Consider the following 14,977-nt stretch of genomic DNA (forward strand, 5'->3'; position numbering starts at 1 on the left):
GTATCATCAAAAACCGTGATATAAAAGATGGGGCCGAGTGGAAAGTCCCGGCTCTACAGCTGTGGGCATGTCGGCGGCGGTCAGTATGGCCGGAAGTGTTCAGAAATTATTGCGGAAAAGACCGAGGGGACGTTTAAGGAGGTTCGGGGAAAACCCTGTACGGCACTCAACATCTGGAGCAGACAGCCTTGCTATGGCGTGACGTCTGGAAAACGTTATGCCTGGGAGACGTTGTGCCTGAAAGACGCTGTCTGTACCCTGCTCCGGATCAGAAAATTCATTGTGCCATACTAAAACACAATAAAAGTTTTAGGGGGTGGGGGCGTGGGGGAGGGACCCTTTTGCAAAAGGGTCCCTCCCCCACAACGCGTTCCACCATAAGATTACATCCAGAAATTACACCTAGTCCGCCAGCAGGGTCACGGCGCTGGTGGGAAAGTACGCGAAGATTTTTTTGCCTTCGGCAAGGTGCAGTTTTGTGACCGCCGGTGTTTCCACCGTGGCGCGCAGAATCGTGCCATCCGGCAGGCTCAGGCATACGAAGGTTTCCACCGCGTCGGCGTGCAGGCTTTCCACCACGCAACGCGCGCAGTTGCCCAGGCTTGTCTGGATGCGCTCGGCAGAAAGCGCCACGCGCTCAGGATCAACACGGGCGCTGAGTACCTGGTTTTCATGCACTTCCAGCAGCCCTGCCTGCTCATGAGTACAGGAGGCCGTCAGGCGCACATCTGAGAACGTCGTTATTTCCACGTGGATTTTTCTCATGCCCGTGTGGATGCCGGTGACAATGCCCCAGAACAGGTTTGTGGCATCATCGTCAACGGCCTGCACCTGTCGTGAGGCCCTGCGGTCACGGGCCTGCGCGCTGAGCATTTTTCGGGCCTGACCATCGGAAAAATTCAGAAAGGCGGCCAACTGAACAGTATCCTGCTGCCCAAGAAACTTTTGCACCAGCGACATGGGCACGTGCAGATCAAGAAGCTCCAGCCCTCTGGAATACCGTATGGCGCGCGGCCCAAGCACGGCCGGAGGCAGGCCCATTGTCTTGCCGACGGCATAGAATTTTTTGCGCACAAAGGCCTGGTCAAGACGCAGAAAATCGGGATCGCCGGCCTGCGGCAGACTGAGAATCCGGCGGATATGCCGCATGGCGCTCAAAGGCAGCAGCAGCTCGCGGGCGTTGGGGCCGGGCACGCGCATCATGCCCGTGATAATGTCTATGGCGGCGCGGGGCTCAAAAGTCAGGGCCTCGCCAAGACGCAGCCCGCCATACCGGAACAGCAAAAACAGCAGGTGCAGCCGCGCCCGCGCAATTTTTTGCGCTGTCGTGGCCGCTTCTGCCTCCCAGTGCTCCCAGCGCAGGGTAAGGGCTTCCAGTTGCTGACGGGTTATATGACTGTGCATGGCTGTACTTTAAAGCAAGTTAACAAATCGGCGAAAAACTGTCATCAGGGGGCAGCGCGGCCTTCGCCCTGATGTGAGGCGGTGGCATGTTGAAAGGCTTTGTGGGGGAGGGACCCTTTTGCAAAAGGGTCTCCTCCCCCACGCCCCCACCCCCAAAAACTCTTTTTAGAACAGTTTACGGATGAAATGAGGTAATCGCTCTGCAAGGACAAAGTGTGTTGCGATCTGAAGTGGGGCTTGCAGAAGCGGCGTCTTCCAGGCATCACAGCGTCGCAACATGAATCAGCCACAGCACAGGCAGATGCCAGAGAAATTTCAACGTGGGGTTCCCGGCCTTCGCCTTGCCGGGCAGCACGGCCAACCGCGTCATTTTCAGTCAGGGAGAACAGCATGACGGCCATACGATTTGCCGCGCCAGCAGACAGCCGCGCGCTTTTAGCCATTTATGCCCAATACATAACAACGCCCATCACCTTTGAATGCGTTCTGCCTTCAGAGCGGGAGTTCGCGGGGCGCATCGCCAGCATTTCCAGCTGCTATCCCTACATTGTCTGTGAAGAGGGCGGCAATATTGTCGGCTACGCCTACGCCCACAGGCATATGGAACGCCAGGCCTATCAGTGGAACGCCGAACTTTCTGTGTATCTTGACATGGCGGCGACTTCCAAAGGGCTGGGCAAACGCCTGTACGGCGTCCTCATCCGAATGCTGGCCTTGCAGGAAGTCAGAAATGTCTACGGCTGCGTCACCCTGCCCAATGCCAGAAGCGAGGCCCTGCACAAATCATTGGGCTTCCGCACTGTGGGCGTATACACCAATGCCGGGCACAAAAACGGCAAGTGGCACCATGTGGGCTGGTTTGAAAAAACCATTGCCGCCTATGACTCTCCCCCAAACCCTCTTGTTTCCATCAACAATCTGCCGCAGGACGCTCTGCAAGAAATCATGGCGAACACTTTATAGCATTCTTGAAAGGGCTTCGGCCTTTTGGGCCGCGCGGCAGCACACGCAGCCGAGGCATTCACACAGCCTTAACATTCACGACAGCCGCGATATTCGGCGGCGTGGCATATTTGCGGCGCGGTTGCGTCCAGGCTGTCGTCACAGGACCGGACGGACTGCTATAAAAAGAGTTTTAGGGGGTGGGGGCGTGGGGGAGGAGACCCTTTTGCAAAAGGGTCCCTCCCCCACAAAGCATTTCATCTCCGCAAAGCCTCCCCCACAAAATATTTCAAAGTGTTCTCTGTCAGCGGCTGCCGAGCTTGAGCGGAGGCGGCGGGGGGCTTTTTTTGCGGGCTGGGGCTTTTGGGTCTGGCCGTCCGGAAAACCTGCGAAAAAGATGCGGCTTTTCAGGCGGCACGGCCTGCAGTTTATTGGCGGCGTTTGCCTGTCCGGTGGCGGCGGCCACGGGCAGATCCAGAACTCCGGGCGTTTTCAGACCCGTGCTGGCGGAGCTTGCGGCCATTCGCAAATGGTTGTGCAAGGCGCACATGAGCCGGGGCAAATCCGCATATTCTTCATGCACGCCTGCTCCATACAGGTGCCAGCGGCTCTGCCCGTGGGCCACCTTGTGCACGGCCCGCAGCTGCCGCTCGCGCATGATCAGGCTTACGCGCCAGTCGCCGTCAGGCGTGTGCAGCACCAGAGCCTTTTCATTGGCCGTGCCGCGAGCATGATCCTGTACCTCAAGCCAGAATCCCGACGGATAATCGGCCAGACGCAGCATGTCGCGCAGTCCAGCCAGGGCAATATGCAAATGTTCGCTGGAGGCCATATTTTTCTGGTCCTGGCGTATCTGCTCTTCCATGGTGCGGATACGTTCGTCGCACAGGGCGCGCTCGTCCTCCAGCGTGGTGAGCCCGCGCTTCATGAGGCGCACGCAAAATACCACGACTATCAACAGCACGACGCCAGCTGCGCCCCATTCCCAGGCCATATATCCTCCACGCGGGCAAAGCCCGGTTTATCCTATAAATTTTCACAGCAGCGGCGGCGTCTGTCAAGCAGGGCTTTTACAGCTTTTATAAACAGGCAGATCTCTAAGCCCGTCTGGCTCTTTCCTTTTTTTTGGCAAGTATGTATCGTGGATAATAATAGCATATGGAACGCACGTTTTTCCCATGGACCGTCAAGGGTCTCGCAAGCGGAAAATGCCCGCAGGCCGCCGCAGCCCGGTGGCCCGTTCCGGAAAATTCCGCCCGATACAGCCGGGCGCACCATGCCTCAGGGCATGCGCCCCGCCCCTTCCGTGGGATCTCACGTTCCTTCCCTGGTTTCGTTCACCCGGCCAGCGCCGCACGCGCCCGCCACATCGCTTACTAAGGGAGAAAACCATGCCTACCCCACTGGAAATGCAACGCACCTTTGCACTCGTCGGCACCGGCGGTTGCGGCAAAACATCTCTGGCCGAGATGCTGCTGCTCAACGCCGGAGCCGTCACCCGTCTGGGCGCCGTTGAAGACGGCACCACGAATCTTGATTACGAGCCCGAAGAGATCCGCCGCCGCGGGTCGGTGCAGCCCGCGTGCGCCACCTATATGTGGAATAAAAACCGTCATTTTCTGCTGGATATTCCCGGTGACGGCAATTTTACCGGTGATATGGAATGCCTGCTCAAGGGTGTGGACAGTGTGGTTTTTGTGCTGGACGCCGTGGACGGTGTGCGCCCCCTCGCCAAAAAATTTTGGAATATAGTGCGGCAGGCCGGTCTGCCAGCCATCATCGTGATCAACAAGCTTGACCGCGATCGCGCCGATTTTCAGATGACCTTCGACGGTCTCTCCTCCCTTGGCATCAAGCCGGTGGCCCTGCAACTGCCCATCCGCCAGGGCGAGAGTTTTCTTGGCGTGGCAGACGTGCTTTCGGGCAAGGCCCGCATGTTTAAAGCTGACGGCGACTCTGCCGAAGCGGAAATCCCCGCTGGCCTGGCCGACGACGTCAGCCTTTTGCGCGACATTACCGTGGAAAACATCGCCGAAAGCGATGAAGTACTCATGGAAAAGTACCTTGAAGAAGGCAGCCTGACGCTGGAAGACCTGCACGCGGGCTTGCGCTCCGGCGTGGTAAAGGGCGAACTGACCCCGGTACTGACCTGCTCCGCCCTCGAAAACAAGGGCGGTCAGGCCCTGCTGGCCGCTATTGAGGCCCTCTTGCCCTCGCCCCTGGATCGCGCCCCCTTTGAGGGCCAAAACGGCGAAACGCGTTCCCCCGACCCGGACGCTCCGGTGGCCTGCTTCGCGTTCAAGACCCTGGCTGATCCCTTTGCCGGTCAGCTGACCCTGCTGCGGGTTCTTTCGGGCACCATCAACGGCGATGTGAACCTCAAAAACATGCGCACCGAGGATAATGAACGCCTGGGCAACATGCTATACCTGACCGGGAAAAACCAGACGCCCTGCAAGGAACCCGTGGGCCCCGGCGCCATTGTGGCCGTGGCCAAGCTCAAAAACACCCGCACCGGCGACACCCTGTGCGATGAAAAATCTCCCTTTGCGCTGCCCATGCCGCAGTTGCCGCCCCAACTCATCACCTATGCCCTGGCTCCCAAGGAAAAAGGCGAGGAAGACAAGGTGTACGCGGCCATGCAGCGCCTGCTGGACGAAGACATTACCCTGAAGCTCGGCCGTGATGGAGAAAACGGCGACATTCTGCTTTCGGGCATGGGGCAGCTGCACATCGAACTTTCGGTCGAAAAGGCCAAACGCCGCTTCAAGGTGGATATCATCCTCAAGACCCCCAAGGTTCCGTACCGTGAAACCGTGCGCGGCAAATGCCAGGTGCAGGGCCGCCATAAAAAGCAGTCTGGCGGACGTGGCCAGTTTGGCGACTGCTGGATTGAGATGGAAGGGCTGCCGCGCGGCTCCGGGTATCAGTTTGAAGACGCCATTGTGGGCGGCGTTGTGCCCCGCCAGTATATTCCCGCCATTGACAAGGGCGTGCAGGAAGCGGCGGCGCGCGGCTTTTTGGCCGGTTGTCAGGTGGTGGACTTCCGCGCCAAGGTTTATGACGGCAGCTACCACACCGTGGACTCCTCCGAAATGGCGTTCAAGGTGGCGGGTTCCCTGGCCTTTAAAAAAGCCATGGAGACCCTCAAGGCCGTGCTGCTGGAACCCATTGTGCTGCTGACGGTGTCCGTGCCGGATGAAAGCATGGGAGATGTCATTGGCGACCTGTCATCGCGCAGGGGCAAGGTGCTCGGCTCTGATTCACAGGGCGGCAGCACCGAAATAAAAGCCCATGTGCCCATGAGTGAAGTGCTGCGCTACGCGCCCGATTTGCGTTCAATGACGGGGGGCCAGGGCTTTTTCACCATGGAATTTGCCCACTATGAAGAAGCGCCGCAACCTGTGGTGGAAAAAGTGGTCGCTGAATATCAGGCAGCCAGGGCAGGCGAATAGCAAAACAGACGCAAACATCAGCATGCCATGCACTTCAGCCGGAACCTGAAAGGGTTCCGGCTGTTTTTATGAATGCTTCCACGAGAACAAGATATCTTTGCGCATATGTCTTCTTGGAGCATTTTACCCTTGAAAAAGTGTAAATGCTCTAACTGTCGGAGAGTACGCTCCCCCCCCACAGATCGGGTAACCCGCGCTTGCGCCTCCGCAATTTTCCGCATGCTCCCGCAGCCAGCAGTGCGCTTTCAGCGAAAAACGCGCTGGCATCCCTCTGGCGGGTTATATTTTTTTGCTTATCATATTCTATAGTTATCATATATTCTTATTCGTTTATTTTTTGCCTGTCTCCATATATTCTGCCCAACTGACCCAAAGCTTCCGCTTCTGCCGGGCCACTTTATTTCATATTAACAAACAATGTTATCAGCAATAACTGACAGGCTAATTTTGTATGCAATCGCATACTTGGTTTCAGCGTAAAAGCTTTACACATACTCTATGCAAATTTTACCGGGGCTGAACACAGCCATTGCCAAAACTGTGCGCATTATCCGCGTCCGCAGCGGCCTGTCACAAGAGCAGTTTGCCGACTTTGCCGGACTGTCGCGGGTCTATATTGCGCAGCTTGAAACCGGGGAGCGTGGCGCATCGCTCAACGCCCTCATTCTTATTGCGCGTTCCGTGCGCATGACTGGCGCGGAACTTGTTGCCCTGATTGAAGAAGAAATACAAAAACTGCCTCATTAGAGCAATTTCACTAGCGGTGCTGTCGCCATCCGTAAGGCTCGTAGACTCGCCAACAACTGCCGCAAAGACAGCAATTGGTTAATAGAGCGACCAGCCTACTGATGGCTGGCGCAAACCACGTTTTTCGCCAGAATGATGCGCTGAAGCAAGGAGTGTTTCAAAAGCAAAATGCTCCAGAGTGTTTCGCCTTGAAAAATGGCACATGCTCTACCGCTGTGACGACCCGATCCGACCGCTCCCTTGCGCTGCCTCAGGCTTTTTTTGCCGAAATATTTTTTCATGCATATCCAAAACGTAAAACACTCGACCTCACTACGGTTTTTTGATAACCATTATGAGTAACACTGTCACACTCAACCGTGCGGCAGGACGCCTTTTTGTGGCCAAAACCGTTCTTTATATTTTTATTCCATATATTACAGAGTGATAACCATTCTGTTTTACATACGGATACTGTCATGCCCACGGACGCTGCCTGCCCTCCCCCCAATACAGAACAACAGAATCCTGCGGGCCATTGCGGCCCTGTCTTCACGTTTCGCCGTATGGCCGGGCTTGATCAGGCCCTGCTGTCCACCGATGCGGAGTGGCAAGACCTGCGGCAACTCGATCCCAAGCTCTGGATGGCCATGAGCTGCCCCACCTATGGACTTGAGTTTGACGCGCAGACCCTGACCCTTCTGGACGCGGACAGCGACGGGCGCATCCGCGCCAGGGAAATTCTGGATGCCGTGGACTGGCTGTGCCAGCGCGTCAGCCATCCATCACGCCTCAGGGAGCGCCGCACAAAACTCCCCCTGGATATCTTGCGGCAGGACACCCCCGAAGGCGTCAGCATGCTGGCTGCCGCCCGCCTGGTGCTGGACAAGACCGGGGCCGAGGACAAAACCAGTGTTGACCGCAGCCAGGCGGCCGCAGCCCTGAGCGCCGCCGCTGGCTACGCCTTCAACGGGGACGGCGTTGTTCCCTCCTCTTCGGTGGACGCTCGGGATGCGACGGGAGACGCCGTCAGGCACTTTATCGTCACCGGCCTCACGGTTGTGGGCGGCATGCGCGACGATTCCGGCATGCCCGGCCTTGACGCCGCCCTTGCCGGACACTTTCGCGAAGCCCTGCACGCCGTGCGTGAATGGCGGCAAAAGACGCGTGACGCAGACCTGCCCCTGGGCCGCGACACGGCCGAAGCCTGGAGCCTCATGCAAAGGCTCGGCCCCAAACTGGACGACTACTTCGCCCGCTGCCGCATGGCCGCCTTCGCGCCCCAGACCTTGTCCGCGCTTAATGAAGAAAACGAACTGGCCTCGCCGGAAAACACGGCCACAGAACTTTTTTCACTGGACCATCTGAGCCGACGCCCCCTGGCCAGAATAGCCGCCGGGCAGCCGCTTGACCTGCAAACGGGCGTCAATCCCGCATGGGAAAAAGACGTACGCGCCTTCCGCCGCCTGTTCGGATCCCTGCTGCCCCCGCCCAAAAACGGGCACACCGGCGCAGACGCCGCCCTTGCCCTTGATGAAGATGCCTGGCACGCCATCCAGAGCCGTTTTGCGCCCTATGCCGTGCTGCTGGCGCAAAAGCCGAAGTTTTCCCGCGCTCCGGAAGACGCCGACCCCTTCAGCGCTCACGACCAGCCCCCTCTGGCGCTTGCCCCCGACAACGACTCCCTTGGCAGAAAATTTCTGCCCCTGGGTCCTGAAGAAGCTGTGGACAGGCTTTCGGACGAAGAACTGGACGCGCTGCTTTCTCCCGCCACGGAAGAGGCTTTTGCCGCGTATGTGGATCGCGACCTGGCCGCCCCCCGCATGGACGCTTTGCGTGACCTTGAAAAGCTTGTTCTGCTGCACGCCAATCTCTACACCCTGCTCATGAACTTTGTTTCCTTTGCGGATTTTTACGAACCCGGCAACAGGGCCATATTCCTGGCTGGCACTTTGTATATCGACAGCCGCTCCTGCTCGCTGTGCGTGCATGTGGACGATGTGAACGCCCATGTGCGCCTGGCCACCCAAAGCCATCTGTGCCTGCTCTACTGCCTTTGCGTCCGTAAAGACGCCAGCGGCAAGGAGCATACGGCCACCATCGCCGCCGCCCTTACCGCAGGCAAGGCCGATGACCTTATTGAAGGCCGCCACGGCGTTTTTGTGGACAATGCCGGTCAGGCATGGGACAGTACGCTGCTGCGTGTAGTACGCAATCCCATCAGCCTGCGCGAAGCCATGTGGGCTCCCTACATCCGCTTTGCCAATCTTGTGGGCGGGCAGTTGCAAAAACTGGTAGCCGCCAAGGATGCGGTCATTTCCAATGCCTCATCCAAGCTGGCCAGTTCCACAACTGCCGGACAGGCAGAGGCAGCGGCCAAGGCCGCGCCGCCAAAACAGCCTTTTGACATTGCGAAAAGCGCAGGCATTTTTGCCGCCGTCAGCGTGGGCATAAGCATGGTCAGCGCCTCGTTCACCTACATCGCCAGATCCATTTTTTCTCTGGGCTGGTGGTGGCCCATGGCGCTGCTGGTCATTTTCGCCGTGATCTCCGGCCCATCCGTGGTCATGGCATGGTTCAAGCTGCGCCGCCGCAGCCTCGGCCCCTTGCTGGACGCTTCCGGCTGGGCCGTCAACACGGGCGCGCCCATAAACTTTACCATGGGCGGCGCGCTCACGGCCGTGGGCCAGATACCCCCCGGCGCGCAGCGCTCGCTTGACGACCCTTACGGCTTGCCCGCCCGCCTCGGGCGCTCGCGCGTGCGCCACGCCTTCATGACCGTTCTGGCCCTGCTCCTTCTCGCTGCCGCGAGCCTTGGAGCCTACTGGGCATGGCACGGTGAAGCGCCTTCAGGGCTCAGGTTCTGGCAACATGAAGCGCCCGCAGCCAGCGCGACTGACGGAAAAAACGCAGGTTCGCACGGCCAAACTGTTCCCGGCCAGCCCGTTTCGGACAAATCTGGCCAGCCCGCTTCGGGCAAATCTGACCAGTCAGGCAAAGCGGACGCTACGCCGCAGCGCAACGAGGGCGGCAAGGCCGCGACATCCGGCCCAGACTCATTGGACCCGGCCGCCTCAGAGGCCCAACCGCAAGCAAAAGGCAAGTAGGGGCATCATGGGTAAAGCAGGTACTGACCAAAATTCTCAGGAGCAGTCTTCCTTCTTCTCCCCGCCGGGGCAGACATCCGCAGTGCTGGCAGATTTTCCGGGCGCCGCGCAGCTTCAAGGCGCGTGGGCGCAGGCGTCCGCCGCCGACCTGCGCTGGATATGGGCGGCACAGGCCGCCAAGCACGGCGTTATCATTCTGTATTCTCCCCTGCCCCGCCTGGAAGGGCTGGCCCTGCACCATTGGTGCGCCCACCTGGAAGAGGTTCTGGTGCCCTGGCTCAGCCCGGCGCAGCTGAGCCACCTGCAATGCTTCGGCTCAAGCGATGCCGCCCTCAAGGCCCGTTGCAGCCGCCTGCTTGCACGGGCGCTGCTCATACGGCTGGTCATGGCCGCCACGCACGCCTCCATAATCACGCGCGGCGCAGCTGACGCCGCCAAAAGCCCGCGGCAACATGCCGACATGTATTCGCACATGGCCTGGCTGAGCCTTGAAGGGCTTGATAGGGACTACCTGGGAAGGCCCGTGATGCCAGGCTGGCGGGCCGCGTTCAGCCACAGCGGCCATGCGGCGTTCTGCGCCGCGTTCCGTCTAGGGCACGAGAGCAAAAATCCGCCCTGCCATCAAAACGCCGACCAGCTGGACGCTGAGACACTACAGGATTTTCGCCCCTGTCTGGCTGTTGACGCGGAATCCTTGCTCAATCCGCCGCCAGACCCCCGCGCCTATTCCGGCAGGGAACTGACCGCCCCCCTTGCCAAGGAGTCCTGCGTCCGTGATGCGTTGCGGCGCTGGACCATCAAGGAGGCCCTTCTCAAGTCCGCCGGGCTTGGGCTCTCCCGTGACCCCGCCCTGGTCAACAGCGGATTTTTCGGGCAAAGGCGCGGCCGCGCGCAATTCTGCCACGAAGGCAGCAAAGGTTTTGCCCTTGGCCCAGGCAGCGCCAGACAGACTATCCCATGCAGGCACATTGGCTGGCAGCTTGTTCCCTGTGCCGAACACTGGCTGTGCGTGGCAGCCCCCGTGTCGCCGGATCGCCCCCTTCTTGTGACAGGCCGCCCCCTGCGCGCGCACTGGAGCGGCGTCCTCAACAGCCTCGGTTAGATGAGATGGTATGGTGATATGAAATATTTTGTGGGGGTGACGTGGTTGTCCACGCGGCGGCAATTTGAAATGCTTTGTGGGGGAGGGACCCTTTTGCAAAAGGGTCGCCTCCCCCACGCCCCCACCCCCTAAAACTCTTCACGCCACCACCACCTCAAGCCGCACGGCCTTATACAGGGAAGCACTGATTAAAGAGCCTCCCCTGCTCACAGGCAAAGCTCTTCTTGCAAGACAAGGCGTTTTACGGCACTCTCCGCCCATGCCGCGCTTTCACCTGGTTTCCCTCTTTCCCGAATTTTTCCAGTCGCCTCTGTCCACAGCCCTTATGGGGCGTGCGCGGGAAGCTGGGCTTGTGGATGTTTCCTTTCACGATCCCCGCGAGTTCAGCACCAGCAAACACCGGCATGTGGACGACCGCCCCTACGGCGGCGGGCCCGGCATGGTCATGCAGGGCGAACCCCTGGCAGCGGCGCTGCGCTCCATCGGGCAGCCGGGACGCATCCTGCTCATGACGCCCGGCGGCCGCCCGCTGACGCAAAGCATGGCTGCCGAACTGGCGCGTGAAGAAGACCTGACCATTGTCTGCGGCCGGTATGAGGGCATTGACGCCCGCCTGCTGGATATTTTTTCCATCGAACCCGTGAGCGTGGGGGATGTGGTGCTCAACGGCGGCGAAACGGCGGCCTTGGCTGTCATTGAGGCTGTTTCGCGCCTTATGCCCGGCTTTATGGGCAAGGAAGAATCCGGCGAGGACGAAAGCTTTTCACACGGCCTTCTGGAATATCCGCACTACACCCGTCCAGAAGTTCTGGAAGGCCTGCCCGTGCCCGAAGTGCTGCGCGGCGGCGATCACGCGCGTATCGAGCAGTGGCGGCGGCGGCAGTCCGTGCTGGCCACATTGCGCATGCGGCCCGACCTGCTGGACTCTGCCCCACTGACAAAAGAAGATGTGCTGACACTGGCCGAAGCCCCTCGCGAAAGGCCGGGCCGCAACCTTTCGTTCTGTCTTGTGCACTATCCGGTGCAGCTTGACGCGAAAAAATCCGGCGCTTCCTCTTTGACAAATCTCGACATACACGATATAGCCCGAATTTCCCGCAGCTATGCAATGGGTTTTTTCCATGTGGTGACCCCCTTGCAAGACCAACTACGGGTGCTGGATGAAATTTTGCGCCACTGGACGCGGGGTCCTGGAGGTTCAGGCAACGCCGACCGGGCACAGGCTCTTGGTCTGGTTTGTCCCGCAACCTCTCTGGACGAGGCCGTGGCGCATATGACCGCACGGCACGGCGTCCGGCCCAGACTGGTGGCAAGTTCTGCCGTTTGGCCCGGCAAAAATACAGGGCAGGCTCACAAGGGCCCGCTCATGACGCCGCAGGAAGTGCGACACTGGTGCAGCCAGGGGCCGGTCATGCTTTGTCTCGGCACAGCCAAGGGGCTTGCCCCCGAAGTGCTGGAACAATGTGACGGTCTGATTCGCCCTGTGCGGTTTTTAGGGTATAACCACCTTTCGGTGCGCAGCGCCGCCGCTATTCTGGCAGACAGAATTTTAGGCGATTACAGCTGACAAAACAGGCGGCCTGAACGCATCGGCGCCGCTACGCAACGACGCAACAATCCGCCCGGATTTGCAAGGAGTTCACGATGGATATCATCAAAAAAATCGAACGGGAAAACATGCGCATGGATGTACCCGCGTTTCGCTCCGGCGACACGGTGAAAGTGCATCTGCGTATCGTGGAAGGCGAAAAACAGCGCATCCAGGTTTTCCAGGGCAACGTCATCCGCATCAAACGCGGCACCACCAATGCCACCTTCACGGTGCGCAAGGTTTCTGACGGCGTGGGTGTGGAACGTATCTTCCCCATGAACTCGCCCTTCATCGACCGCGTGGAACTGGTCACCCAGGGCCGCGTGCGCCGCAGTCGTCTGTACTACCTGCGCGCCCTCAAGGGCAAAGCTGCGCGCATCAAGCCGCGTGGCCGCTTCTGATAGCCTGCTGAGGCCTCAGAACACACAACGCGCCTTTTTGACGGCGCGCCGTGAGATGGCGGGCAACCGCACTCATGGCGCGCCTCTTGCGCGTTTATTGCCCGAGTCAGGAGAACGTGCGTGAAAAAGTCCTCCTCCCGCCCAGCGCGTTCGCCCGATCTGCAAGGCAGTCTGCTTTTTACAGCGGGCCGCCCCAATGATCCCGGCATCACGGCAGGAGTGGACGAAGCCGGACGCGGCTGCCTTGCGGGGCCGGTGGTGGCCGGAGCCGTCATCCTGCCCGCAAGCTTTGACCTGCCCGGCCTTACGGACTCCAAAGCCTGCACAGCCAAACAGCGCGACACGCTGGCTCCGCGCATCAGGGCATGCGCCGTAAGCTGGGGGCTCGGCATCGTCTGGCCGCGCCGCATTGACGCCATCAACATTCTTCAGGCCACCTTTGAGGCCATGGGCCTGGCAATACGCCACCTGCGCACAACGCCGGCCCTTCTGCTCATTGACGGCGACAAGACCGTGCCCGAGGCCGTTCTGGCGCGCCTGTGGAGCCAGGGCCACGCGGGCTCGCCGCCGCACCAGCGCGCCATTATACAGGGCGACGCCACAGAACCCGCCATTTCCGCCGCGTCCATTCTGGCCAAAACCTGCCGCGACAGGCTCATGACCAGCCTTGACAAACGCTGGCCCGGCTACGGCTTCGCCGTCCACAAGGGCTATGGCACCAGAGAGCATTACGAGGCGCTGCGCCGTCTTGGCCCCTGCCCGCAGCACCGGCTGACGTTCCGGGGCGTGCGCGAGGAAAAACCCGCCGCCGCGCGTCAGGGCAGTTTGCTGTGAACCTGCGCCGCTTGCTGCCCGGCCTTTTTGACAAAATGGCCCGCAAGAAGCACTCTGCCCCTGAAGACGGCCAGTCCAAAGACGCTGGCAAAAAAACCGGCACAGCCGCGCATCTGCTTTTGGGCAAAGAGGGCGAGGAGGCCGCGACGGCCCTGCTGGCCCGCAAGGGATATGCCATACTTGACCGTAACTGGCGTAAGGCCCGCCTGGAACTGGACATCGTCTGCCGTGACGGCGACACCATTGTTTTTGTTGAAGTGAAAACGCGCGGCAGCGACAGCCACGGCGGCCCTGTCCATGCCCTGGACATCGCAAAGCAGCGCACCCTCTGCCGCGCGGCCCGCGCGTGGTTGGCGGCCCACAAGGCATGGGAACAGCCCTGCCGATTTGATGTCATCTGCGCCCTGCGCAATGGCTCTACCCTGCACCTGGAGCATTTTTGCCATGCCTTCGACTGCCCCCCGGCTCTGGATAGTAGCCACACCTCTTGGCAACCCTGGTGACCTCTCGCCCAGGGCACGAGCCGTGTTGACCGAGGCCGACCTCGTGCTTGCGGAAGACACGCGCCGCACGGCCCGCCTTTTTCGCGACTGCGGCATTGAAGCGCGCCGCCTTTTGAGCTTCCACGACCACAACGAGGCCGATCGGCAGGAACACGTGCTGCGGGCTCTGCGCGAAGGCCAGAATGTGGCCCTTGTTTCCGACGCGGGCACGCCGCTCCTGGCTGACCCCGGCTACCGCCTTGTGCGCGCCTGCCGCAAGGAAGGCCTGAAGGTCTCCCCCCTGCCCGGCCCCTCCGCGCCTGTAACGGCCCTTTCCGCAGCGGGGCTGCCGCCCCTGCCGCACAGCTTTCTGGGATTTCTGCCACGTGACGCTTCGGGACGCGACGCCCTGTTTGCCGCTTTCGCCCATGTGCCCGGTTCCCTCATTTTTTTTGAACGCAAGGATCGCCTCAAGGAAAGCCTGGCACGGGCGGCCAAACTGCTGGGCCCGCGCGAGGCGGCGGTCTGCCGCGAATTGACCAAGGAGCATGAGGAATTTATACTGATTCGGCTGGAAAACAGCGAAGATTTGCCCGACGATTTGCTTGGCGAAATTACCGTCATCATCGGCCCGCCGGAGCAGGTGAGCCGCAGCCCTGAAAACGAGGTTCTGGCCCTGCTGCGGCAGGAGCTGGAAGCGGGCGGCCCGGAGAGCAAGCCCCGGCAGGTGGCCCGAAGGGTTCAGGATATGGTGCGCGGCTGGAGCGGCAAAGAAATATACGCCCTGATCACGGCCGATGCAGACTCCCAACGCAACCTCTAACCACCGCAACGCCGCCGTGCGTCCGTTCATCTGCCGCAGGCGGCAGACGCCGACGCCACCCCCCACGGCTTTGGGCGAAGTCCCGGTGAAAGCCGGATTTCATGCGGGCA

At 60.2% G+C, this 14,977-nt stretch carries 13 protein-coding genes; 10 read left to right on the plus strand and 3 right to left on the minus strand.

Features of this window, described 5'->3' with window-relative positions:
• Nucleotides 1-402 precede the first annotated feature (402 nt).
• Nucleotides 403-1,404 carry a TOBE domain-containing protein gene (locus tag DESU86_RS02725; protein WP_179979647.1) on the minus strand — a complete coding sequence of 334 codons (1,002 nt, stop codon included), beginning with the start codon at nt 1,402-1,404 and terminating at the stop codon, nt 403-405.
• A gap of 390 nt (nt 1,405-1,794) precedes the next feature.
• Between DESU86_RS02725 and DESU86_RS02730 the strand changes: the two genes are divergently transcribed.
• Nucleotides 1,795-2,367, plus strand: coding sequence for a GNAT family N-acetyltransferase (locus DESU86_RS02730; RefSeq protein WP_179979648.1), 573 nt, complete (start codon nt 1,795-1,797; stop codon nt 2,365-2,367).
• A gap of 283 nt (nt 2,368-2,650) precedes the next feature.
• On the opposite strand, the gene DESU86_RS02735 is transcribed toward DESU86_RS02730, so the two are convergent.
• Nucleotides 2,651-3,340 (minus strand): translation initiation factor IF-2, encoded by a 690-nt coding sequence (locus DESU86_RS02735; protein ID WP_179979649.1) that lies wholly within the window; start codon nt 3,338-3,340, stop codon nt 2,651-2,653.
• Nucleotides 3,341-3,737: 397 nt separating this feature from the next.
• Here DESU86_RS02735 and DESU86_RS02740 point away from each other — a divergent pair, with 397 nt between their 5' ends.
• Nucleotides 3,738-5,801, plus strand: coding sequence for an elongation factor G (locus DESU86_RS02740; protein ID WP_179979650.1), 2,064 nt, complete (start codon nt 3,738-3,740; stop codon nt 5,799-5,801).
• 498 nt (nt 5,802-6,299) lie between these two features.
• A complete protein-coding gene (locus tag DESU86_RS02745) occupies nt 6,300-6,548 on the plus strand; it encodes a helix-turn-helix domain-containing protein (RefSeq protein ID WP_179979651.1) in 249 nt (82 codons plus the stop codon).
• A 95-nt stretch (nt 6,549-6,643) separates the two neighbouring features.
• Here DESU86_RS02745 and DESU86_RS02750 read toward each other — a convergent pair whose 3' ends face one another.
• Nucleotides 6,644-6,829: a hypothetical protein gene (locus tag DESU86_RS02750; RefSeq protein ID WP_179979652.1), complete on the minus strand. Its 186-nt coding sequence runs from the start codon at nt 6,827-6,829 to the stop codon at nt 6,644-6,646.
• Between the two features lie 177 nt (nt 6,830-7,006).
• Here DESU86_RS02750 and DESU86_RS02755 point away from each other — a divergent pair, with 177 nt between their 5' ends.
• The 7 genes from DESU86_RS02755 to rsmI all read left to right on the plus strand — a co-directional run bounded on the left by DESU86_RS02755 (nt 7,007) and on the right by rsmI (nt 14,867).
• Nucleotides 7,007-9,634 carry an ABC transporter permease gene (locus DESU86_RS02755; protein ID WP_232088236.1) on the plus strand — a complete coding sequence of 876 codons (2,628 nt, stop codon included), beginning with the start codon at nt 7,007-7,009 and terminating at the stop codon, nt 9,632-9,634.
• A 7-nt stretch (nt 9,635-9,641) separates the two neighbouring features.
• Nucleotides 9,642-10,736, plus strand: coding sequence for a 4'-phosphopantetheinyl transferase superfamily protein (locus tag DESU86_RS02760; RefSeq protein ID WP_179979653.1), 1,095 nt, complete (start codon nt 9,642-9,644; stop codon nt 10,734-10,736).
• A 259-nt stretch (nt 10,737-10,995) separates the two neighbouring features.
• Nucleotides 10,996-12,303 carry a tRNA (guanosine(37)-N1)-methyltransferase TrmD gene (trmD, locus tag DESU86_RS02765; protein WP_179979654.1) on the plus strand — a complete coding sequence of 436 codons (1,308 nt, stop codon included), beginning with the start codon at nt 10,996-10,998 and terminating at the stop codon, nt 12,301-12,303.
• A 77-nt stretch (nt 12,304-12,380) separates the two neighbouring features.
• Nucleotides 12,381-12,728 carry a 50S ribosomal protein L19 gene (gene rplS / locus DESU86_RS02770; RefSeq protein WP_179979655.1) on the plus strand — a complete coding sequence of 116 codons (348 nt, stop codon included), beginning with the start codon at nt 12,381-12,383 and terminating at the stop codon, nt 12,726-12,728.
• Nucleotides 12,729-12,887: 159 nt separating this feature from the next.
• Nucleotides 12,888-13,562, plus strand: coding sequence for a ribonuclease HII (locus DESU86_RS02775; protein ID WP_179981692.1), 675 nt, complete (start codon nt 12,888-12,890; stop codon nt 13,560-13,562).
• Nucleotides 13,559-14,065, plus strand: coding sequence for a YraN family protein (locus tag DESU86_RS02780; RefSeq protein ID WP_332068184.1), 507 nt, complete (start codon nt 13,559-13,561; stop codon nt 14,063-14,065). Before DESU86_RS02775 ends, DESU86_RS02780 begins: the two co-directional genes overlap by 4 nt.
• The gene (gene rsmI, locus DESU86_RS02785; RefSeq protein WP_179979656.1) at nt 14,007-14,867 is read left to right on the plus strand and encodes a 16S rRNA (cytidine(1402)-2'-O)-methyltransferase; all 861 of its coding nucleotides are present in this window, start codon (nt 14,007-14,009) and stop codon (nt 14,865-14,867) included. The genes DESU86_RS02780 and rsmI overlap by 59 nt, the downstream gene beginning before the upstream one ends.
• Nucleotides 14,868-14,977: the final 110 nt, after the last annotated feature.

Source organism: Desulfovibrio sp. 86 (assembly GCF_902702915.1).
Lineage (GTDB): Bacteria > Desulfobacterota > Desulfovibrionia > Desulfovibrionales > Desulfovibrionaceae > Desulfovibrio.

Bases quoted from the DNA above. Each gene is read 5' to 3' on its own strand.
- DESU86_RS02730 (WP_179979648.1), top strand. From the start codon at position 1,795: ATGACGGCCATACGATTTGCCGCGCCAGCAGACAGCCGCGCGCTTTTA.
- trmD (WP_179979654.1), top strand. From the start codon at position 10,996: ATGCCGCGCTTTCACCTGGTTTCCCTCTTTCCCGAATTTTTCCAGTCG.
- DESU86_RS02740 (WP_179979650.1), top strand. From the start codon at position 3,738: ATGCCTACCCCACTGGAAATGCAACGCACCTTTGCACTCGTCGGCACC.
- DESU86_RS02750 (WP_179979652.1), bottom strand. From the start codon at position 6,829: ATGAAAAAATATTTCGGCAAAAAAAGCCTGAGGCAGCGCAAGGGAGCG.
- DESU86_RS02725 (WP_179979647.1), bottom strand. From the start codon at position 1,404: ATGCACAGTCATATAACCCGTCAGCAACTGGAAGCCCTTACCCTGCGC.
- DESU86_RS02745 (WP_179979651.1), top strand. From the start codon at position 6,300: ATGCAAATTTTACCGGGGCTGAACACAGCCATTGCCAAAACTGTGCGC.
- DESU86_RS02735 (WP_179979649.1), bottom strand. From the start codon at position 3,340: ATGGCCTGGGAATGGGGCGCAGCTGGCGTCGTGCTGTTGATAGTCGTG.
- rplS (WP_179979655.1), top strand. From the start codon at position 12,381: ATGGATATCATCAAAAAAATCGAACGGGAAAACATGCGCATGGATGTA.
- rsmI (WP_179979656.1), top strand. From the start codon at position 14,007: ATGCCTTCGACTGCCCCCCGGCTCTGGATAGTAGCCACACCTCTTGGC.
- DESU86_RS02755 (WP_232088236.1), top strand. From the start codon at position 7,007: ATGCCCACGGACGCTGCCTGCCCTCCCCCCAATACAGAACAACAGAAT.
- DESU86_RS02760 (WP_179979653.1), top strand. From the start codon at position 9,642: ATGGGTAAAGCAGGTACTGACCAAAATTCTCAGGAGCAGTCTTCCTTC.